The sequence below is a fragment of the Sphaerisporangium album genome (assembly GCF_003323745.1).
Lineage (GTDB): Bacteria > Actinomycetota > Actinomycetes > Streptosporangiales > Streptosporangiaceae > Sphaerisporangium > Sphaerisporangium album.
Genome location: NZ_QOIL01000028.1, coordinates 44,411 through 65,529, shown reverse-complemented (window position 1 = coordinate 65,529; position 21,119 = coordinate 44,411). Strand labels below are relative to the sequence as shown.

15 protein-coding genes are annotated in these 21,119 nt (G+C 73.7%); 5 read left to right on the top strand and 10 right to left on the bottom strand.

Features of this window, described 5'->3' with window-relative positions:
* Positions 1–100: 100 nt before the first annotated feature.
* The 6 genes from DQ384_RS35490 to DQ384_RS35465 form a co-directional block, all read right to left on the bottom strand.
* Positions 101–1,864: an ABC transporter ATP-binding protein gene (locus DQ384_RS35490; protein WP_114033264.1), complete on the bottom strand. Its 1,764-nt coding sequence runs from the start codon at positions 1,862–1,864 to the stop codon at positions 101–103.
* Between the two features lie 230 nt (positions 1,865–2,094).
* Positions 2,095–2,532 (bottom strand): VOC family protein, encoded by a 438-nt coding sequence (locus tag DQ384_RS35485; RefSeq protein WP_114033263.1) that lies wholly within the window; start codon positions 2,530–2,532, stop codon positions 2,095–2,097.
* 53 nt (positions 2,533–2,585) lie between these two features.
* Positions 2,586–3,095 carry a helix-turn-helix transcriptional regulator gene (locus DQ384_RS35480; protein ID WP_245967015.1) on the bottom strand — a complete coding sequence of 170 codons (510 nt, stop codon included), beginning with the start codon at positions 3,093–3,095 and terminating at the stop codon, positions 2,586–2,588.
* 126 nt (positions 3,096–3,221) lie between these two features.
* Positions 3,222–6,188 (bottom strand): helix-turn-helix transcriptional regulator, encoded by a 2,967-nt coding sequence (locus DQ384_RS35475; RefSeq protein ID WP_114033262.1) that lies wholly within the window; start codon positions 6,186–6,188, stop codon positions 3,222–3,224.
* A gap of 238 nt (positions 6,189–6,426) precedes the next feature.
* On the bottom strand, positions 6,427–6,690 hold the full coding sequence (locus DQ384_RS35470; protein ID WP_114033261.1) for a hypothetical protein: 264 nt from the start codon (positions 6,688–6,690) through the stop codon (positions 6,427–6,429).
* 39 nt (positions 6,691–6,729) lie between these two features.
* The gene (locus DQ384_RS35465) at positions 6,730–9,963 is read right to left on the bottom strand and encodes a type 2 lanthipeptide synthetase LanM family protein (RefSeq protein WP_114033260.1); all 3,234 of its coding nucleotides are present in this window, start codon (positions 9,961–9,963) and stop codon (positions 6,730–6,732) included.
* A 274-nt stretch (positions 9,964–10,237) separates the two neighbouring features.
* Here DQ384_RS35465 and lanL point away from each other — a divergent pair, with 274 nt between their 5' ends.
* From lanL to DQ384_RS35450, 4 genes are all read left to right on the top strand, one after another.
* Entirely contained in the window at positions 10,238–13,045 is a 2,808-nt protein-coding gene (gene lanL / locus DQ384_RS35460) for a class IV lanthionine synthetase LanL (RefSeq protein ID WP_114033259.1), read from the top strand.
* Entirely contained in the window at positions 13,042–13,371 is a 330-nt protein-coding gene (locus DQ384_RS35455) for a hypothetical protein (protein ID WP_114033258.1), read from the top strand. Before lanL ends, DQ384_RS35455 begins: the two co-directional genes overlap by 4 nt.
* Positions 13,368–13,496: an ALQxL family class IV lanthipeptide gene (locus tag DQ384_RS42455; RefSeq protein ID WP_220183305.1), complete on the top strand. Its 129-nt coding sequence runs from the start codon at positions 13,368–13,370 to the stop codon at positions 13,494–13,496. Before DQ384_RS35455 ends, DQ384_RS42455 begins: the two co-directional genes overlap by 4 nt.
* A gap of 300 nt (positions 13,497–13,796) precedes the next feature.
* Complete coding sequence (locus DQ384_RS35450) at positions 13,797–14,936, top strand: methyltransferase (protein WP_114033257.1); 1,140 nt, start codon at positions 13,797–13,799, stop codon at positions 14,934–14,936.
* Here the strand turns inward: DQ384_RS35450 and DQ384_RS35445 are convergent, their stop codons facing one another.
* From DQ384_RS35445 to DQ384_RS35435, 3 genes are all read right to left on the bottom strand, one after another.
* Entirely contained in the window at positions 14,937–15,248 is a 312-nt protein-coding gene (locus DQ384_RS35445; protein ID WP_114033256.1) for a MerR family transcriptional regulator, read from the bottom strand.
* Positions 15,249–15,362: 114 nt separating this feature from the next.
* Positions 15,363–15,809 (bottom strand): Hsp20/alpha crystallin family protein, encoded by a 447-nt coding sequence (locus DQ384_RS35440; protein WP_114033255.1) that lies wholly within the window; start codon positions 15,807–15,809, stop codon positions 15,363–15,365.
* A 319-nt stretch (positions 15,810–16,128) separates the two neighbouring features.
* Positions 16,129–17,511 carry an NCS2 family permease gene (locus DQ384_RS35435; RefSeq protein WP_245967027.1) on the bottom strand — a complete coding sequence of 461 codons (1,383 nt, stop codon included), beginning with the start codon at positions 17,509–17,511 and terminating at the stop codon, positions 16,129–16,131.
* Between the two features lie 241 nt (positions 17,512–17,752).
* Here DQ384_RS35435 and DQ384_RS35430 point away from each other — a divergent pair, with 241 nt between their 5' ends.
* Positions 17,753–18,049 (top strand): DUF2530 domain-containing protein, encoded by a 297-nt coding sequence (locus tag DQ384_RS35430; protein WP_114033316.1) that lies wholly within the window; start codon positions 17,753–17,755, stop codon positions 18,047–18,049.
* A 106-nt stretch (positions 18,050–18,155) separates the two neighbouring features.
* Here DQ384_RS35430 and DQ384_RS35425 read toward each other — a convergent pair.
* Positions 18,156–21,119 (bottom strand): sacsin N-terminal ATP-binding-like domain-containing protein (locus tag DQ384_RS35425; RefSeq protein WP_245967014.1); only part of this gene is annotated, 2,964 nt, incomplete at its 5' end.

Here is a 21,119-nt window from a genome sequence, read left to right as displayed (position 1 = left end):
CGTGATCGGGGACGGGACCGGCAAAGCTTCACGCCGGTCCCGTCCCAGGACGGCAAGCTTTCCGGCCCCACGCCACCCGGGACCCCGGACGCCGGCGTGGTCAGCCGAGCTGCGCCGCCTGGAGACCCGCGTACGGCCCGCGCCGGCGGATCAGTTCGTCGTGCGCGCCCACCTCGGCGATGCGGCCGTCCTCCATGACGACGATGCGGTCCGCCGTGCGGATGGTCGACAGGCGGTGGGCGACCACGAACACGGTCCGGCCGGCGACCAGCCGCGCCAGCGCCTGCTGGATGAGCGCCTCCGACCGCGTGTCGAGCGCGGAGGTCGCCTCGTCCAGGATCAGCACCCGGGGGTCGCGGATCAGCGCGCGGGCGATGGCGAGCCGCTGCTTCTGGCCGCCTGACAGCCGCGCGCCGCGCTCGCCGACCACCGTGTCCAGCCCGGCGGGCAGGCGGTCGATGAACTCCAGCGCGTTCGCGTCCCGCAGGGCGTCCCTGAGCGTCTCCTCCGGGACGTCGCGCATGCCGTACAGGACGTTGTCGCGGATGCTGCCCTCGAACAGGATCGACTCCTGGGGCACGACGGAGACGAAACGCCGGTAGGTGCGCAGGTCGAGGGTCTCCATGTCGCGGCCGTCGAGCAGAATCCGTCCGGACGTGGGACGCAGGAAGCCGATCACGAGGTTCAGCACGGTGGACTTGCCCGCGCCCGAGGCACCGACCAGCGCGACGGTCTCCCCGGGAGAGACGGTGAGGCTGAAATCGGTCACCGCCGGTCGGCCGCCCTCGTAGGTGTAGCCGACGTCCTGGAACTCCACCACGCCGCGCACGGAGTCGATCTCGGCCTTGCCCGCGTTGTTCTCCAGGTCCGGCGCCTGGAGCACCTCGCCGATGGAGCGCACGGCCTCCAGGCCCTTGCTGATCAGCGGGGTCAGGCTCATGAGCGTGGTGACCGAGGAGGTCAGCGTCGCGAAGAACGTGCTGAGCATGACCACGTCGCCGGGAGTGATCGGCAGCACCTGGTAGTACGCGACGTACGCGGACGCGGCGAGGAAGCCGACGCCGAGGGCGTTGAGGGTGATCCACGCCAGCGAGCCGAACCGCCCGTTGAGCAGGTCGAGGCGCAGGCTCGCCCGCAGGACGTTCGACAGCGTCCCGTCCATGCGGCGCAGCGCGTCCTGCTCAAGGCCGTGCGCCCGGGTGATCGGGATGAGATGGGTCATCTCCGTCACCCGGGAGGACAGCTGCTCGACCTCCTGGCGGAAGGTCTCGTTGTTCGAGCGCAGGCGGCCGCGCATCCGCATGACCAGCAGCGACGCCGCCGGCACGACCACGAGGAACACCGGCAGCGCGGCCGGGACCCGGAAGGCGATGATCGCGATGCCGCCGGTGAGCATCCACAGGGCCGCGAGCCCCTGGTCACCCGCCTGCTGGAGCATCTGCTCGACGCTCTCGACGTCCCGGATGACCTTGGTCTGCAGCACCCCGGCGCTGACCCGCGAGTGGTAGCCGATGGAGAGCTGCTGCATGCGGCGGCACAGCGCCGAGCGCAGGTTCGTCCCCATCCGGCGGATCGCCCCGCTCAGGTGGCGGACGTAGGCCAGGTGGAAGGGGTAGTTCAGGATCAGCAGGACGAGCAGGACGGAGGTGTTCGCCCACAGCCGCCAGATCGGCTGGTGTCCCACCACCACGTCGACGATGTTGGCGGTGACCAGCGGCAGCAGCCACGTCGGGCTGTGCTTGATCATGAACGCCCCGACGGCCAGCGCCACGGACCCGCGGTCCTCGCGCAACAGGTACGCGAGCGTGCGGAGCGGATGCTCCCCCCGATACCGGTGATCCAGCGCCCCCTGCGCTATGGCCACCCGCCCACCCCGTTCAGCTCTCACGCCATACGACACATGATCCTTTGTATGGACAAAGAGCAATACTAGGGATGCCGGATTACATTTCCCCGTCCAGCGGGTGAAAAGGACATCACCCGTCAGCGGACCAGCCGGAAGAACCGCCGATCAGGAGCTCGGGCGGCTGGAGGGGGTCTCCCCGCCCTCCATGCCCGACGCCAGGGACGACCGCGGTCGGTTTCCGGCCGCGATCACCAGCCCTTGCTGATCTCCTCGTTGGTGTAGGCCCGGGGCTCGACCAGGACGAGCCAGTTGCCCGAGTTGTCGCGGATGACGGCCTCGACGCCGTACGGCCGCTCCTGCGGCTCCTGCAGGACGGTGACGCCCTTGGCGCTCAGCTCCTCGCACGTCTTGCGGCAGTCGTCGACCTGCAGGCCGAGGCCGCCGCTCTGCCCCTTCTCCAGCTGCCGCCGGTAGAAGTCCGCCGCCTCGGCGTCCAGCGGCGGGCCCGGCTTCATGAGCGTGATCTGCGTCTCGGGGTGGTCGCGGTGGCTGACGGTGACCCAGCGGAAGCCGTCGCCCATGGAGACGTCGTCGCGGGCGACGAAGCCCAGGACGTTGGTGTAGAAGTCCAGGGCCTTGTCCTGGTCGAGGCAGTAGATCGTCGTCAGCGAGATGTTCGTAATCATGCGGGAGAAGCTACTCCACGCCTGTGGACTGCGACTTCTCCAAAATTGCACAATCAGCGATCTTGCTCGACGCCCTCGTGGCCGGCGGGGTCGTCGGGCGCGACGGGGGCGTCGGGGGCGTCGGGGGCGTCGGGGGCGTCGGGGGCGTCGCCGGGATGCTCGGGCGCCGTCGTGCTCGTCAGGTCGAGCACCCCGTTCATGAACAGGTAGCAGCCGGGGATGTGGGGGCCGCCGCGCGCCGCCCACCGGTCGCGGTACGCGCTCGGGCTCTCCCCCACGAGCTGCGTGAACTTGGACGAGAACGACCCCAGGCTGGTGAACCCCACCGCCATGCAGATCTCGGTCACCGTCAGGTTGGCGACGCGCAGCAGATCCTGCGCCCGCTCCAGCCGGCGGCGCGTGAGGTAACGCATCGGCGTCTCGCCGTACGCGGCCTCGAAGCAGCGGACGAAGTAGTACTTGGAGATACCGGCGACGGCCGCGAGCCGGTCGAGATCGAGATCGCTCCGGTAGTCGCGGTCGATGCGGTCACGCGCCAGGCGGAGGTGCGGCAGAAGCTCCACCGGCACCGTCCGCCGCCCCCTGCCGGCCACACCACACCCTAACCGAACCGGCCCCGCGCACCAGCGCCTTGGCGTCCGCGAACCCCATGGTCGCGCGAGGTCGTTCCACGGCCGGGGAAGGCCCGATCAGCGCTCGCGTTCGGACAGTTCGGTCGCGTAGGCGGCGAGGTCCACGCGGTTCGGACGGCCCGTTCTGGCGAGGAGGCTGGCGACGTGCTTCTCCACCGTGCGGGTCGACAGGTGCAGGCGAAGGGCGATGTCGTGGTTGCTGTGGCGGTCGGTGAGCAGCTGGAGCACCTGGTACTCGCGTACGGTGACGCCCTGCTTGCGTAGTTCGGCCGGGATGCGGTCATGGCCGGTGCGGCGCTGCGCCACCGTCACGCCCGCCTTGCGGAGCAGCGCCCGGCACGCGGCCGCCACGGCGGGAACGTCCACCTGGTGGAAGTACTCCTCGGCGGTGTGGAGCCAGGTCACGGGGTCGCCCCAGCCGTCGGCCAGCGCCGCCTCGGCGACGAGCCTCAGCCCCAGGTGGCGAGCCATGTGGTACGGCGCCGCGGTCTCCATCGCCTCGGCCACCGCGGTCGCCGCGGCGTCGTGGTGGCCGTCCCTGCCGAGGAGCACCGCGTGCGTCAGGTGGAGGAACTGCCGGTTCCACCGCAGGTCGGCCGCGGCGTTGGCGGCGCCTGCCGTGTACTCGGCGAGGCCCGCGTCGCGAGAGCCGGGCGCGCCCTCGGCGGAGCTCGTGGCCGAGGCGAGCGCCAGGAGCAGGGGACGCAGGCCGTGGCGGCCGGTCAGGTAGAAGACCGGCGGGTTCTCCTCCTCCCACGCCCATGCCTGGTCGAGCTCGTCCATCGCCCGCTGCCGGTCCTCCTCCAGCAGGGCGCACGTCGCCTGGCAGAACCCGGACACCAGCGGCGCCTGCTGGGTCCGCGCGCCGCCCAGCCGGGTGAACTCGGCGAGCAGGGACTCCATCTCCTGCCGCCTGGCCTGGTGGGCGGCGGCGGCCGCGGCGGTCAGCACCGCGAACTGCTGGTCGTCGACGTTGCGCAGCCGGGCCGTCGCGGACGCGCAGCGGTCGGCCAGGGCCCGCGCCTCCTCGAAGTCGGCGTGCATGACCGCCCGCATCGCGAAGACCACGTCGATGCTGTACCCCAGCATGATCGCGCCGGTCTGCCGGGCCGCCTGACGGGCCTGGTCCAGGCGGGCCTGCTCGTCCATGCGCATGCTCTCGTTGACGCCGAGCCGGAACAGCGCGTTGATCTGCCACATGCGCAGGTCGTGCCGCTCCGCGAGCGCCAGCATGCGGCTCAGGTGCGCGTCCGCCTCGTCGAAGCCGCGCCGCCGGGCGATCATCGCGAGCAGTTGCAGCGCCTGGCAGGCCACCTCGGGCAGCCCCGCCTCCGCCGCCGACGTGACGGCGTGGCGGGCCAGCCGCTCGGCGTCGGCGGCGCGGTCGAGGCCGAGCCCCGCGTTCAGGATCAGGTGGGCCTCGACGACGTCGATGCGCGCGACCAGGCCCGGCTCGGGCGAGGCCCCGAGCACGGCGCGCGCGGTCTTGACCGACATGGCGCCCTCGGCCCAGCGTCCGGTCACGACGGCGAGCCAGGCCAGCCTCGCGTGCAGCGCCACGTGCGGCTCGGCGCTCAGCGTGGCGACGCTGGCCCAGGTGGCCCGCGCGGCGACGGTGAAGGCCCTGTCCGCCTGCCCGGCCTCGGCCAGGGCCTGGAGGAACGATTCGAGTACCCGGGCGCGGTCGTCGGCGCGGGTGCCGTCCGGGACCAGCTCGTAGGACCGTTCGAGCAGGGTGACCGCGGACGCGGTGGCCCCGGCCGCCAGGGCGCGCCTGCCCGCCTCGGCCAGCAGCAGCGCGGCGGCGTGCGCGTCCCCCGCCGCCAGGCGGAGGCCCGCGACGAACTGGCACCAGTCGTCCGGCAGCCCTGGATGCGCGGCGCTGACGGCGTCGGCCGCCCGCCGCGCGAGCGAGGCCCGTTCCGCCGAGGGCAGCACGGCGAGCAGCGCGTCCGCGATCAGGGAGTGCCGGAAGGCGTACCAGTCGGGCATGGCCGGGTCCGGGACGAGAAGCTGGGCGTCGACGCCGGCGCGCAGGTGGCCGAAAAGGGTGGATTCGTCCAGCCCGAGCACGGCGCGGACGGCCTCGACGGGGAACTGACGCCCGAGCACGGCGGCCAGGTGCAGCACTTCCTGCGTCGCGGCGGCGAGGCCCGCGGCGCGCTGCGCGACGCCGTGCAGGACGTTCGAGGGCACCTCGTTGCCCGGCGCGGCCGTCAGGCGCCACCCGCCGCCGTCCCTGACGAGGACGCGCCGGTCCAGCAGGTCGCCGAGCAGTTCCTCGACGACGAACGGGATGCCGTCGGCGTCGCGGGTGAGCCGGTCGGAGACGGGGCCGGGCAGGTCGCCGGCGTCGATGCCGAGGCAGGCCGCGGCCAGGGCCCGCACCTGCTCCTCGTCCAGGGGACGCAGGGTGACGGCCGTCGCGGCCCGCCGGACCACCGCGGCCCGGCTCACGTCCCCCGCCGCGTGCGCGCCCGGTTGCAGGGTGACGAGCAGGACGGCCGGCTGGTCGGCGAGGTTGTCGGCGAGGTACTCCACGACGGCCAGGGTCTCGGCGTCGGCGTCGTGCAGGTCGTCCAGGATCATCAGGCAGCCGCGATCACGCCCGATGATCGCGAGCAGGCGGAGCACCGCCTCGGCCAGCACGATGACGGACTCGCCGGTGCCGGGCGTCGCGTGGCCGCGCCAGTCGGGGACGAGCCTGGCCAGCGCGGGGCGGTACGGCGCGAGGTCGGAGTCGTCCAGCGGGACGTCCGCCGCGCGGAGCAGGGAGAGCAACGCCTCGGTGACCGCGCGGAACGGCACCGCCGGGCCGACCGCGCTGCCGCGCCCGCGAAGCACCACCATGCCCGCGTCCGCGGCGTGACGGGCGCACTCTCCCACGAGCCGCGTCTTGCCGATGCCCGCCTCACCGACGACGAACACGGCGTCGCCGCGCCGATCACGGGTGGCGGCGAGCCGGCCCTTGATCAGGTCCAGCTCGTCGCCGCGGCCGACGAGGACGGGGGAGGAAACGCGCATGGATCGAGGCTAACGAGCCCCGTCAACGAACGATCGACTCCAGATTGCAGCGCGCCCCCGGCACGCGGGGCAGCCGCTGCCCGCTCCTTCACCCGCGTCGCTCTCCGGCGGGCACCGGCGTCCGGTACTTTCGACCGCCCCGACGTACGGGCCCGGCAGGGCTCTCCGCCTCACGGGCCTCGTCGGCCGGACGGACTGCGGGGGCGCCGAGCGGTGACGCGGCGCCCCCGCCGCCCTGTCAGAAGAGAGCCGTCGAATGGGTGCTGTGCGTCGGGTCGATGGTGATGCCGACCCCGACCATGAACCCGGCCAGCAGCCCGGCCCGTAGCGTGGTCCGCCTGAGCACGCTGATCTTGATCTCTCCCGCCGGGTGCCCGGCGTCGCCCGTGTCGCGGGGCCCCTGCCCCGCGCGAGCCTCGTGGTCGTCGCCGGCCCGATTAGCCTCGACGGTTTCGCGGGTCTTCAGCTCCGCCGACGGCGAAGCCGCATCACTGTTGCGCATACTTCCTTCTCCCCCTTCATGGTTCGCGGACGCCTGACGTCAGGCGTCCGTCCTACGGTCCGGTGCCTGAAGAAGCGGCACCGAAGGCACCAGATCGGGCGCGGCGAGCCGGAGCAGCGCGTACCCGATTCCGGCGAGGCCGTGCAGCAGGCCGGGGCCGGCGACGTCCGCGTCGCCGCAGCGCGGGCCGGACGTTTCCAGGGCCGCGAGCAGCGCGTTTCCCTGACGGAGCCGCGCGGCGACGGCAGGCGGGCGTCCGAGCCGCGCCGCGACCGTGAGCAGTTCGAGACGGCCCGACTCGCCGTGGCACAGGCTCTGGTCGGCGAGCGGTCCCCCGCGTGCGATCCCGGCGGTGATCCGGTCGATCGTCGCGGCGATCGCGGGGTCGGTGAGCACGGCCGGGGTACCGGCGAGCGCCAGGGCCACGCCCGGAGCGCCACGGCACCAGGACGAGGCCGCGGGGACGCTCGACGCCGCGCGTACGAGCAGCTCACGGCCGTACTCGGCGAAGCGGTCCCGCTCGGCGGGGCGGTGATGCCCGGCGGGTCGGCAATGCTCGGCCGGCCGTTCGTGCGCGGCGAGGCGTTCGTGCTCGGCGGGGCGGCCGTCCGCGCCGGACGCGGCGAAGCGGAGCAGCGCCCACCCCACGCCCGCCGCGCCCTCGGCGAAGCCGGGCGGGAGGGTCGCGGTGGCCGGGTGTTCGAGCAGGCGGTCCGCGCACGCCATCGCCGTGCGCCGGGCGGCGGGCGAACCGGTGAGCTCATGGACGGAGAGCATCGCCGCGAGGCACCCGGCGCTGCCTTCCGCGACGCCGAGTTCGTCGTCGGAGTCCACGGCGAGCGCGGCGAGATCCACCGCGGGCTCCACGCAGGCGGCGAGGGTGGCGTCGTCCAGGAGGGCGGCGAGGCGGGCGAGCGCGTAGGCGACGCCGCCCAGTCCGGAGAAACCACCGCAGCCGATGGCGCTGATATGGTCCGGCCGGCCGGTCAGGGCGTCGAGCAGGCCGGGTAGCGGCTCCAGCGCCCGGCGGGCCGTGGCGGCATACCGTTCGATGCCGGTCATATCAGCCAGCTCGGCGAGGAAAAGGGCGGTGCCGGTGTAGCCGGTGGCCAGGCCGGCGCCGAGTGGCATGATCGTCCAACGGCGATCACCGGCGGGCTCCAGGCCGAGCCAGTTGGTCCGTCCCCCGTCCTGGTAGGCACGGCCGAGAATCCGGTCCCCCACGCCGCGGGCGGCGGCGACCAGCCGATCCCGATCGAGGACGGCCCCTTCCGGGGCGGATCCTTCCGGGGCGGATCCTTCCGAGACGGGTCCTTCCGAGACGGGTTCCCCGGCGGATCCTTCCGAGACGGGTCCTTCCGAGACGGGTTCCCCGGCGGGTCCTTCGGAGGCGGGGCATTCGTGGATCGGGGTCGTGCGGCGGGTCGCGAGGGAGGCTCTGATGATCCATTCCTGGTCGTCACGGTCCGCCGGGCCCATGCCGCGGATCTTGCGAGCGGCCGCGTCGAGGGCGGAGGTGTCCAGTACGCCGGGAACGACCTCCCCCGTGCCGGTCCACAGGTCCCGGCTCCCCGGCCGCGCGGCGAACAGCGGCACATCGCCGTTCCAGAGCTCGGCGAGCTCGTGGCCGACCGTCAGGCGGTGCACCGGCACGGCGGCCGTCGAGGAGAGGTGGTCCAGCACGCGGTCCCGCTCCACCGCGTCGCGCAGCACGTCGGGATGGGTGGACTCGTCCAGAAGTGAGGCGTACACGTGGGTGGGCCGCGTCAGCACGCGCACCTCGTCGTCCGCGAACCGGTTCAGCAGGCCGCGCAGGCCGAGAAGGTCGTCCCGGTGTGCCACGATCGCGTCGTAGGCGGCACGGAAGCCCGCGAGCAGCGCGTCACGGTGGTCGGTGGGATCCGGGGCGGCGCCGTCGTGCGTCGGCCGGTTGGCACCGCCGGCGAACGGGGCGGGACGACGGACCAGCCGCATCTCGTCGGTGCCCGGCGCGTCCCAGCTCACCACATCGACCGGGAACAGGTCGCTGTGATCCCCGCCGAGTCCGGACATGTCCGCCGCCCCCTGGTCGCCGACCAGCGGCAGCGGAAGCAGCATGGTGTCCATCACCGAGGTGGTCAGCGCGGCGATCGCCGGGTCGGGAGCGTCGCCCAGGGCCGCGGGGAGGGCCGGGTGCAGCAGCGTCTCCGCATCGATGATCACCGGCTGGTCGGCGCAGGCGATCACGTTGTCGAAGTGCATGTCGGTAGCGCCGAGGGCGTACAGCAGCGCCAGCAGCGCGCCCTGCCGGTAGTAGAAGCGATCGACGCCCGCGGCCGTGTCACAAGGACGGGCGTGGACGAACTCGGCCCAGCCGTACTCGCCCCGGTCGATCAGCGCGACCGTACGCGGGCCGAGCCCCGGCACCGACGCGCCCAGCCAGCGGACGAGGTCGTTGAAGTGCCCGTGCATGGCGATCGGACGCGGCTTGTACACGACGCGCGCCCCGGAGGCGAAGTGCAGCACGGCCACGGCCCGGCCGTCCCGATGACGGTCGCCGGACTCGGCGAGGCACGTGAGGGGTCCCGGATCCGCGCCGCCGAGCAGGCGCCGGACGATCTGCGCGCGGTCGGCGGCGAAGCGTCCGAGCAGTTCGGCGGCGGCGTCCACGGCCTGCCGGCTCATGCATGCCAGCAGCCGCGCGAGCACGGGGTACTCGGTGAGCAGGTGGGCGAGGCCCGAGGGAGTCGAGTGCAGGCGCACGAAGTCGTCGAACCGCCGCTCGGGCGTTGCCCCGGCGAGCCGTCCGGCCTTCCTGGCCCGGTGGAGTTCCAGGACCAGGGTGCGGCTCGCCGCGCGGACCAGGCGGGCGCCGAGCCGCGCGGCGAAGGCGTCCATCACGGCCTGGACGTCCACGCCGGGCCCGAACGCCGGCCGTCCGGCCAGCTCACGGCGCGCGTGGGCGACGAACGGCCACACGACCGCCCCGAACCCGTCCGGCTCCGGACGGGCGCCGGGCTCCACGGTTTCCGTACCGGCCGCCGAACCCCGGGCCACGGCCTCACCGCCGGCACCGTGAGAGGCCGCCTGCGCACCGGGGACCCGACCGGGAACCACCGCGCCGCCCTCGGGACCGCCGAGGGGCAGGGCCAGCGCCGCCTCCGTATCCGCCACCCAGTCCGGCGCCGTCGCGCGGGTGTCGGCCGGGGTGGTGCGTTCGGTGAGGGTGAGGGCGGGGGTCCACCAATCGGGGGCCAGTACTGAGGTCGGGGCGAATATCGGCGTTCCGGACATGAGCCCGACTGTGCCAGGACGCCATTAGTCCGGACATGGGTGCTGAATACCCATATTTCCACTCAGCCCGCTGACCAGCACACTTCCCCGCCGATCCCACGAACCCACGCCCCGCCCCCAGACCGGCACGGCGAACGGCGACGACACCCGCCCACACCCAGTACCGCCGAAACTCCCCGCCGCAAACCGGGTAGCGCACACGGATGCGCCCCGGCGCCCCCGCCGGACAGCCTTACCCGGGTTCGACAGTCACGAACGAACTCGGGGGGGCGTGATGGGTATCGCGGCGGCCGGATCTGCTCCGGCGCCGGACGACGGGTTCCCGCTTACGGACGTCGTCCGCGCGATCCTGGGCCGGCAGGGCGTGAGGGACGACGAGCAGGACCCGCCAGGCTGGGTCGTACGCGACCACGACGTGTGGTGCGCGGTCGAGCCCGTGGGCTACCGGTACCCCCGCCAGGGCTGGAAGCTGCACGTCTCCACGACCGCGCTGGCGGCGCCGCACGTCCTGCGGCGCGCCGCGCGGGTGCTCGTCCGCCACGGGTGCGCGTTCAAGTTCGCCCCCACCCTGGCCCGCGTGCTCGAACTCGGCGGCGCGCACACCGCGCGCGGCGCCTCCGGCAAGTTCGTCACGGCCTACCCCCTCGACGACGACCACTTCCGCCGCGTCGCCGCCGAGCTGCACGAGGCCACGCTGGGTCTGCCCGGCCCGCGGATCCTGTCCGACCGGCCGTACGCGCCCGGCAGCCTCGTCCACTACCGGTACGGCGCGTTCCGCGGGGTCACGCGACGCGACGACGACGGACGGATCCGGCACGTGATCGTCTCCCCGACCGGCGTCCTCGTGGACGACCGGCGCGACCCGTGGTTCAGCCCGCCGCCGTGGGCCGTCCCGCCCGTCGAGGCACCGGCCGCGCCGCACGACGGCGACGCGTCCGGGGCGGTGCTCCTCGACGGCCGGTTCAAGGTCCACGAGGCGATCCGGCACGCCAACCGCGGCGGGGTGTACCTCGCCACGGACACCGGGACCGGCGCGACCGTGGTGGTCAAGCAGGCCCGGCGGCACGTGGCCTCGGGCCTCACCGGCGAGGACGCGCGCGACCGCCTGCGCCACGAGGCGCAGGTGCTGGCCGACCTCGCCGAGCTCGGCGTCACCCCGCGTCCGGTGAAGCTGTTCCGGCAGGCCGGCGACCTGTTCCTCGCCGAGGAGCACATCGCGGGGACCACCCTCGCCGGCTGGGTGCACGAGCGGCTCACGCGCAACGACCAGGACACGCTCGAACCCGACTGGACGGTGGCGATCGGCATGGCCCGCCGCCTGACCGGTCTGCTCGACCGCGTGCACGCCGCCGGGTACGTCCTGCGCGACTTCACGGCGAGCAACGTCATGGTCGAGCCCGGCGGAGAGGTCCGCCTGATCGACCTGGAGATGGCCGCCCGGCCGGGCGATCTCGTCCAGGCCGCCTTCACACCGGGCTACGCCGCCCCGGAGCAGATCGACGGCCCGCCGTGGGGCCCGGCGCCCGGATTCGCGGCCGACCGGTACGCCCTCGGCGCGCTGCTGTTCCTGCTGCTGACCGGGGCGAACCCGCCCGTGTCCGCGTACGACGTCGTGGACGGCCGCCCGCGGCACCCCGGCGCCGGCCCGGCCGAGGAGCTGATCGACCTCGCCGCCGCCACCAACGGCGCGGTGCGACGGCTCCGTCCCCTGCTGCTCGGCCTGCTCACCGACAGCCCGGACGCCCGCTGGCGCCTCCACCGCGTCCACGCCTTCCTCCGCGCCGCCACCCCGCCCGCCACCCCGCCCGCCCTCCCGTCGTCCCGCGACGCGCGGACGGGGCCGGGCGACCGGGCTGAGCGTGTCCTGCGCGATGGACTGGCGTTCGTCGTGGCGGCGATGAGGCCCGGCGAGGCCCGGCTGTGGCCCGGCGAGGGCGACGGCGACCCCCTGACCGTGCAGCACGGCGCGGCCGGCACCCTCGGCGTGCTCGCCCGCGCGCACACCCTGTACGGCGGCCTGGAGGATCCGCTGAGCCGCGCCGCCGAATGGATCCGCGTCAGGCTCACCGGCGACGACCGCGTCCTGCCCGGCCTGTACTTCGGCCGCTCCGGCGTCGCGTGGGCCCTGTACGACGCCGCCCGCGCGCTCGGCGACGAGGACCTGGCCGCCGTGGCGCTCACCCAGGCGCGGAACCTGCCGTCGACCTGGCCGAACCCGGACGTGTGCCACGGCGCCGCCGGAGCCGGCCTCACCCACTTCCACCTGTGGCAGGCCACCGGCGAGGAGTCCTTCCGGGAGCGCGCCCTGGCCTGCGCGGACGGGCTGGCCACCGCCGTGACCCGCCGCGACGGCGGCGTGTACTGGCCGATCCCCGCGAGCCTGCGCTCGGAGCTGGCCGGTGCCACCCACTACGGCTTCGCCCACGGCACGGCGGGGATCGCAACGTTCCTGCTCGCCGCCGGGACGGCCGCCGGCCGCGAGGACCTCCTGCGCCTCGCCATCGAGGCCGGCATGACCCTCGCCAGCCTGGCCGACCGCCGCGACGGCGCCGCCTGGTGGCCCGCCGGCCCGCACGACCAGACCCCCGTGGCGCACTGGTGCAGCGGATCGTCGGGCGTCGGCACGTTCCTGCTGCGCCTCGCGGCCGTCACCGGTGAGGAGCGGTTCGCCGGACTGGCGCGCGAGGCGGCCTCGGCCGTGTACCGCAACCGCTGGCGCGCGTACCCGGTCGCCTGCCACGGCCTCGCCGGAGACGCCGATTTCCTCCTGGACCTGGCCGAATCCCTCGGCGAGCCCCGGTACCGGGACCAGGCCGCGGAACTCGCCGCCTGCGCGCTCGCCCGCCCGACAGACCAGGACGGCCACCTGGTCGTGGCGGACGCGCCGGGCCGGACGGCGAGCGCCGCCTACGGCACCGGGCTGAGCGGCCTTCTCGCCCTGCTGACGCGGCTGCGCGACGGCGGCCCGCGCCTGTGGCTGCCCACGCTCCCCGCACTCGCCACGGCCCCGGCCTCGCAGGCCACCTCTCGCCGGCAGGTGCTCGCCACAGCCCCGGCTGCCGACGGCGAGGGGGCCACGTGAACGCCCCCGAACTCGCCCCCGCCACCGCCTCGGTGGAGCACATGCGGTTCCGCACCTCCTACCAGGCCTCCCCCGACGGCCGTACGGTGACCAGCCTGACGGCCCCCTATGGCTCCGAGCGCCTCGCCCTGGAGATCCGGCGGCTGCCCGGCGGCGCCTGGCAACGGCTCGCCGACGGCGAGACCTCGCACACCCGCGCGGTGCCCGTGGCGGGCGACGGGGTCATCGTGCTGCGCGGGAGGCCGGGCGACCACCACATCCACCAGACCTCCCCGGCGAACCCGCCGCGGGACCCCTCGACCCAGCGAGGAGGTGAGAAATCTTGACTTTCGACGTGGAGGCGCTGCAGCGACTGCCGGAGCAGAACCCGTCGGCCGGCGGCCTCCAGCCGCCCGCCACGACCACCCTGTTCACCTGCGGGACGTACGTCACCGAGGTGACCGCCAAATAGCCTGCCCGAGACCGGCCTGCGGCGGGCCGGGCACGCCGCATCGTGCGCGGCCCGCCGCAGGCTTCGGAGTCCGATCCGGCCCGCCCGGCCATGATCGGCGGCCGGCCCCCAGGGGCCGGCCAGGGAGTTCCCCCCGTGCTCGGCCCGCCCCGGCGGAGCACGGGGGAGCTCCGGCCACGAAGGAGCTCCGGCCCGGAAAGACCACCGGCCCGCCGTAACCGGCTCACGGGATCACCCGCGCCAGGCGACTCGTTACCCGGTACGCCGGGCGACTCGCTAGCCTGGGGCGCGATGAACCGGATGACGACGTCGAGGGGTGAGCTCGACCTCGCCCGTTTCCCCGAGGACCCTCGCGACCCGCTCCGCGCCTGGGACGCCGCCGACGAATACCTGCTGCGCCATCTCGGCGGAGTCGACGCCGCCCCCGTGGACCTGTCGGGCACCGTGGTAGCGCTGGGCGACCGCTGGGGCGCGCTCGTCACCGCGCTCGCCGATCACCACCCCGTGCAGATCACCGACTCGTTCCTCACCCAGGAGGCGACCCGGGCGAACTTGACGCGCAACGGCGTGGACGCGGCCGCCGTACGGCTCCTGACCACCCAGGACCCCCCGCCCGAGCGCGTGGACGTGCTGCTGGTCCGGGTGCCCAAGAACCTGGCGCTCCTGGAGGACCAGCTCCACCGCCTCGCGCCGCACCTGCACGCCGGCACCGTCGTCGTCGCGGCGGGAATGGTCACCGAGATCCACACCTCGACGCTGCGGGCGTTCGAGAGGATCCTCGGGCCCACCAGGACGTCCCTGGCGGTGAAGAAGGCCCGGCTCGTCTTCTGTTCCCCCGACCCCGGGCTCACCCCGCCCCCCAACCCGTGGCCCCGAAGCCACAGGCTGCCCGAGGACGTCGGAGCGGTGTCGGGCAGGACCGTCGTCGGCCACGCGGGCGTCTTCTGCGCCGACCGCCTCGACATCGGCACCCGCTTCTTCCTGCGCAACCTCCCCCACCGGCGGGGGCGCGAGCGCGTCGTGGACCTGGGCTGCGGCAACGGCGTCCTCGGGCTGGCCGCCGCGCTGGACAACGGCGACGCCGAGGTGGTCTTCGTGGACGAGTCCTACCAGGCGCTGGCCTCCGCCGAGGCCACGTGGCGGGCGAACGTCGAGGCTCCCGCGGAGTTCGTGACCACCGACGGCATGTCGGGCATCCCGAACGGGTCGGTCGACCTCGTGTTGAACAATCCCCCGTTCCACACCCACCGCGCGACGAGCGACGCGACGGCCTGGCGCATGTTCAACGGGGCGCGCGCGGCCCTGCGCCGCGGCGGCGAACTCTGGGTGGTCGGCAACCGCCACCTCGGGTACCACGCGAAACTACGCCGCCTCTTCGGCAACTGCGAGGTCGCGGCGAGCGACCCGAAGTTCGTCGTCCTCCGCGCCGTCAAACGCTGACTACGAGGGATCCCGCCGCAGGGCGCGCTCTCTGGCCAGCTCGGCCTGGAGGTCGCGGACCTGCTGCTGGAGTTCGAAGATACGGCGGATCGCGACCAGGGTCATGCCCTCGCCGGCGAGCGCGATGGCGTCCTGCACATCACCGATCTCGTGGCGGCTGTACCGGCGCTGGCCTCCGCTCGAGCGGGCGGGGCGCACCACGTCGTACTCGTCCAGCCGCCGCAGGAACGCCTGCTCGACGTTGAGCATGTCCGCCACCTGCCCCACCGAGTACAGGGGTGCGTGCTCGTCGTCGAAGGGCAGTCGGACCATGTCGGCTCCTTCCGGGGGTACGTCCGGACCTCCTGGGTGTCGTGTGAACCCCGACAGGGTGGGCGCCGGCGCGGCACCCACCCTGTCGAGATGTCGGTGTGCGGATCAGGGCGTTCAGGCCTTGATGGACTTGACCTCCTGGCCCTTGTGGATCTCCACCTTGCGGGGCCTGGCCTTCTCGATCACCGGGATGCGCACGGCCAGCACGCCGTTGGAGTAGGCGGCGTCGATCTTGTCGCTGTCGAGGTGCTCGGAGAGGTACACCCGGCGGGTGAAGGAGCCCATCGGGCGCTCGCGGACGAAGAGCCGGTCGTCCTCGCCGTACTCCTCCGCGCGGGAGGCGCTGACGGAAAGCACGCCGCGGTCGACGGTCACCTCGATGGAGTCCGGGTCGATGCCGGGGAGATCGAACTTCAGGAGCACGTCGTCCTTGCGCCGGACGCCGTCCAGCGGCATGACTCCCCGCGCCCCGTTCTCGCCCGTCCCGAGGGCCTGCCGCGCGAACCTGTCGAACTGCCGGTCGAACTCCTGGATGAACGGGTCGATCGACGTCAGCAACATCGGTCACCACCTCCACTGAACCAGGCAGGTTTCCTCAAGCCTGCCTCCTCGAAAACCTCTTACTACAGTTATAAGTAACTCCCGGCCCGAATGCAAGCGTCCTGCCGCGAAGCCCGAGCACCAAGTCGTGAGCGGCAGAGGAACGCGGTCGAAGAACCAGTACAGGCTGATCGCCACGATGGGGACCGACATCGCGGCCACCGCCCCGGCCGGGACCGTGGCGAAGGCCCGAGCGAGGCCCGGCACCATTTCGGGGCGACGCAGGTCGCTCAGTACGGCCGCCCCGGAGACGCGCGAGGCGCCGGAACGGCCGCCCGCGCTAGCTCAGGCCCAGCAGGATCTTGGCGGGGCCGATGGCGAAATAGATGACGAAGAGGGCGGTGACGACCCACAGCAGGGGGTGGACCTCGCGGGTCTTGCCCTTCACGGCCTTGATGAGGACGTAGGTGATGAAGCCCGCGCCGATGCCGTTCGAGATGGAGTAGGTGAAGGGCATCAGGACGACGGTGAGGAACGCGGGGATGGCGATCTCGTAGTCGGTGAAGTCGATCTCCCGGATGGCGGTCATCATGAGGAAGCCGACGACGACCAGGGCGGGGGCGGCGGCCTCGTAGGGGACGACGTTGACCAGCGGCGACAGGAAGACGGCGAGCAGGAACAGGATGCCGGTGACCACGCTCGCCAAGCCCGTGCGGGCGCCCTCGCCGACGCCCGCGGCCGACTCGATGTAGGTGGTGTTGGAGGAGGTCGAGGCGGCGCCGCCGGCGGCGGCGGCGATGGAGTCGACCAGGAGGATCTCGCGCGTGCGCGGCAGCGTGCCGTCCGGCGCGACCAGCCCCGCCTGCCCCCCGACGCCCACGATGGTGCCCATCGTGTCGAAGAAGTCGGTGATGAGCAGGGTGAACACGAACAGCACGGCCAGCACGACGCTGATCCTGCCGAACGACCCGAACAGGCTGAACTGCCCGATGAGGCTCAGGTCGGGGATGCCGAAGACCTTCTCGGGCAGCGTGGGGACGACGAGGCTCCAGCCCAGCGGGTTCTTGCCGCCGAGCGACGGCCCGACCTTGGCGACGGCCTCGACGATGATGGCCAGGATCGTCGTGCCGACGATGCCGAGGAGGATCGCGCCCTTGACCTTGCGGGCCACCAGCAGGACGGTGATCAGCAGGCCGGCGACGAAGACGAAGATGGGCCAGCTCGTCAGCGAGCCCCCGATGCCCAGCTCCAGCGGGGTCCCGGCGGCCTTGCGGACGAATCCGGAGTCGACGAAGCCGATCAGCGCGATGAACAGGCCGATGCCCACGCTGATCGCCGTCTTGAGCTGGGCCGGGATCGCGTGGAAGACCGCCGTCCTGAACCCGGTGAGGACCAGGATCGTGATGACGATGCCCTCCAGCACGATCAGGCCCATCGCGTCTTCCCAGGACATGTGGGACGCGATGCCGAAGGCGACGAAGGCGTTCAGGCCCAGGCCGGCCGCCAGGGCGAACGGCACCTTGGCGACGAACCCCATGAGGATCGTCAGCACTCCGGCCGTCAGGGCGGTGGCGGCGGCGATGAGGGCGTAGTTGGGCGCGCTTCCGTCACCGAGGTACTGGCCGTCGGCGTCCTTGACCCCACCGAGGATCAGCGGGTTCAGCACGACGATGTAGGCCATGGTGAAGAAGGTGGCCAGGCCGCCGCGGATCTCGCGGCTCATCGTCGACCGCCGCTCGGTGATGTGGAAGTACCGGTCGAGCCGGCCGACGACACCGGTCGGATGGGATGTGGGGGCAGTTATCTCGCTCACGCGGGCAGAGTGGCAGGCCCTCTGAGAGGGGAGAAGAGTCCTGAGCTGCTCGTAGTCCTTTCGAGACCAACTTGTATGCGGTTCGGATCCTGTGCGAAGATCGCCGCCCCCGGGCGCACCGCGCCGGGGGTTCTCGCCTAGGCTGGACTGCGTGAACGAGCCGAGCCCCCCGGATCCCGCCCCGTTGGAGACCAACGACATCGCGGCGATTCTCGCGGGCACGGGCCTGTGGATCGTCGCGCTGGTCGTCCTGCTCGCCCTCGGCATCCCCCCGGAGGATCGCTGGTGGATCTGGACGTGCGTCGCAGGCGTGGGCCTCGGGCTGTTCGGGATGTTCTACGTCTGGCGCCGCGACCGGCGCGCCGCCGCACGGGCCCAGGCTCCGGCCGGCGACGGCTCGTCGCGCGTCAGCGAGCGGGCATCGGACGGCGGTAGCGGACGATCGTGAGGTCGAAGCCGTCGCCGCTGCCGGCGAGGGCTCCGTCCTCCTGATCCGCACGCACCTCCGAGCCGGACGCGTCCGGCGGCCCCGGGTGCGCGAGGCCGCGGATCGGCTAGTTGTCGAGGTCGGCCTCCGCCAGGAGCAGGGGCACGGCGTCCGGGTCGCGGAGCAGGGCGGCGACGGCGAGCCGGTCTCCCCACTGCCCGCTCGCCCAGGCGAGGCCGCGGGCGAGCCCTTCGACGCCGGTCGCGTGGACGGCCCCCTCGTAGAAGCGCCACGGCACCGGCACGCCGTCGACCCTCAGCTCGGCGTGCTCGACGTACGTCGCGGGCGCGGAGGGCAGCAGCGAGCGCACCTGGACGGGCACGGGACGCTGCTCGCCGGTCGAGGTGACCTCGCCCGCGACCTCCTCCCCCGCGACGGGGACGTCGAGCAGCTCCGAGAGGGCCTCGGCGAGGTCGAACGGCGCCAGCACGAGCGGGCGGGAGGCGACGAGCGCGAGCAGGTCGGGGGCCTCGACGACGACCGGCGGGCCGGCCGCGACCAGGCCCTCGACGTCGGCGTCGGCCGGGCCGTTACCACCGAGCGGGCGCCCGTCCTCGGCGTCGGCGACGATGATGCGGCCGTTCAGCACGGCGCGGACGGCGGCCGGCGGGGCGACGCGGGACGGCTCGACGGCGGCCAGGGCGATCCACAGCGACCTGAGCTGGGCGCGGTCGACCTCCAGGGAGGGGTCGGCCAGCAGGTCCAGCAGCTCGTCCGGGCCCCCGTGCGAGGCCAGGAGGTCGGCGAGGGTGGTGCGCACGCCGATCATCGCCAGCGCGCCGGTGTCCAGGCCCTCGGGCGCGTCGCCGTACAGGCCGTACAGCAGCGGGTCGCCGTGGGGCAGGCGCAGGGAGGTCGGGCGCCGGCCGTCCAGGACGGGGTGGCGCGACAGCCACCACGCGGTGTACGAGGGGACCTCGACGATCTGCCCGTCGGCGAGCGCGCGCAGCGGCTGGAGCGCGGCCCGCAGCGGCGGGCGGGACAGCAGCGCCAGCGCCGAGGGCCAGTCGGCGACGTATTCGAGGTCGCGGACCGCGGTGAACTCACGCGCCACCGGCGGGACGATCGTCTCGGGCAGCAGGTCGAGCACGGCCTCCAGCCATTCGTCCTCGGCGTCGAGCTCGTGGTCGCACTCGTCGGGGTCGAGCGGCACGTCGGAGTCGTTGACCACGGCGAAGCCGTCCAGGACGCCGGCCGCGGACAGGACGTGCGTGCCGTACCGCTCGACCAGGTCGGGGGCGGCGACGCCGAACGGGACGTCCTGGTCGATGAGCTTGGCCAGCGAGCCCTCGCCGAGCAGCAGCTCGCCCGCGGGGTAGAGCTCGCCGTCGGCGCCGCGCAGCGCGAGCGCGGACAGCCACGGGGCCTCGCCCGCCGACAGCCCGGCCGCCTCGACGAGCGCGAGGATGGCCTGGGCGACCGGCTCGGGATCGGCGCTGTCGAGCGACTCGGAGACGGTGGCGCGGGTGAGCGGGTCGTCCAGGACGCTGCCCGGGGTGGCCTCGGCGGCGCCGAGCCGCAGAAGCAGCGGGTGCGCGGCCTCCGGATGGACGACGCGCAGGCCGAGGGGTGCCAGCAGGGAGGCGTCGAGAGAGGAGGCGTCGCCGAGCAGGAGCGTGCCGCGCGGCCCCCGGACGAGGCGGCCGTCGGCCAGGGGGACGGGCAGCGCGCCTAGGGCCTCGCGGTCGTCGGCGGGCACGACGTCGTACACCGAATGCCACCAGGCGGGCGTCCTGTCGTCGATCGCGTCGCCGGACAGCATGTCGACCACGTCGGACAGCTCGACCCGGCGCACGCCGAGGGTGGTGAGCGCGGGGTGACGCCCGGCCCAGCCGGCGGGCAGCAGGCCGGGCACGGCGAAGGCGATCCTGTCCAGGAACTCGGCCGGGCCCTCGACCACGGAGGCCTCACGGCCGCTCACGACGAACAGATCGCCGGAGCGGTCGGCGGGCTCGGCGTCGGCGGGCGGGGAGATCGCCGGCAGCAGGGGCGTGTCCGGCAGGCGGCGCAGGATGGCCCGCCGGATCGCGGCGTCCAGCTCGCCCTTGCCCATCAGGCCGGGCACGAGATCGAGCAGGCGGGGCGTCTTGGGCAGGGTCTTGAGCAGCTCGACGTAGGTCTCGGCGGCGCGCTCGACCAGGTAGTCGGTCAGCGGCCCGGACGCGACGTGCCGCCGGTCGGTGGCCAGGGGGAAGGTGGCGATCAGCAGCGCGGGCAGGTCGAGCGGCTCGTCGCTCGGGGTGGGCGCGTGGACGACGGGCGCGACGTCCTTGGGCAGCCGCCCCTGGGTGTCGGGCACGGCCCAGCGGACCAGCCAGTACGGCCGGGCGCGCTCCTCGGTGGGACGGTCGGCGAACAGCTCGGCGACCTGCTCGGCGCTGAAGTCGCCGGAGGCCTCGACCACCTGCCAGCCGTCGGCGGTGATCGTGCGGGACTCGCCGTCGGCCTCGACCTCGATCTCGGCGAGCGCGGGCATGGCGAGCGGCAGCGCAGGGCCGGTCTCGGCGAGCATCTGGCGCACGGCCTGCTCGACGGTCTTGTCGCGCAGCGGCAGCCGCACCACGGTGTCGTAGCCGTCGGGCACCTCCACCGGCCCGGCCTCGAAGGGCAGGCGCAGCAGCGGGACATGGCCGTCACGCCCGGCAAGCTCGCGGGACAGGGCGGGCTCGGCGGCGACCAGCTCCGTCGTCTCGGCCCGCGACCAGCGGACGGCCCCGGTGGCGCGCGAGGCGATCAGCGGCTCGTCACAGACGGAGACGACGGCCGCGAAGCCCACGCCGAACCGGCCGATCGAGCCGGCCTCGTCGCGCTTGCCGGACACGCGCAGCGTGGACAGGCCCTCGACGCCGGTCGCGTCGAGGGGGGCACCGGTGTTGGCGGCGCTCAGCACGCCGTCGCGCAGGGTGAGCCGGAGACGGCCGGGGACGCCGGCGCGCAGGGCGGCGTCGGCGGCGTTCTGGGCCAGCTCGACGATCAGGCGGTCGCGGTAGCCGCCGAGAGCGAAGTCCTCCTCGGCGTTGGCGTCCTCGCG

Excerpts from the sequence above, each read along its gene's own strand:
- DQ384_RS35485 (WP_114033263.1), bottom strand. The coding sequence starts at position 2,532 with ATGATTACGAACATCTCGCTGACGACGATCTACTGCCTCGACCAGGAC.
- DQ384_RS35475 (WP_114033262.1), bottom strand. The coding sequence starts at position 6,188 with ATGCGCGTTTCCTCCCCCGTCCTCGTCGGCCGCGGCGACGAGCTGGAC.
- DQ384_RS35470 (WP_114033261.1), bottom strand. The coding sequence starts at position 6,690 with ATGCGCAACAGTGATGCGGCTTCGCCGTCGGCGGAGCTGAAGACCCGC.
- DQ384_RS35465 (WP_114033260.1), bottom strand. The coding sequence starts at position 9,963 with ATGTCCGGAACGCCGATATTCGCCCCGACCTCAGTACTGGCCCCCGAT.
- lanL (WP_114033259.1), top strand. The coding sequence starts at position 10,238 with ATGGGTATCGCGGCGGCCGGATCTGCTCCGGCGCCGGACGACGGGTTC.
- DQ384_RS35450 (WP_114033257.1), top strand. The coding sequence starts at position 13,797 with ATGACGACGTCGAGGGGTGAGCTCGACCTCGCCCGTTTCCCCGAGGAC.
- DQ384_RS35445 (WP_114033256.1), bottom strand. The coding sequence starts at position 15,248 with ATGGTCCGACTGCCCTTCGACGACGAGCACGCACCCCTGTACTCGGTG.
- DQ384_RS35440 (WP_114033255.1), bottom strand. The coding sequence starts at position 15,809 with ATGTTGCTGACGTCGATCGACCCGTTCATCCAGGAGTTCGACCGGCAG.
- DQ384_RS35435 (WP_245967027.1), bottom strand. The coding sequence starts at position 17,511 with ATGAGCCGCGAGATCCGCGGCGGCCTGGCCACCTTCTTCACCATGGCC.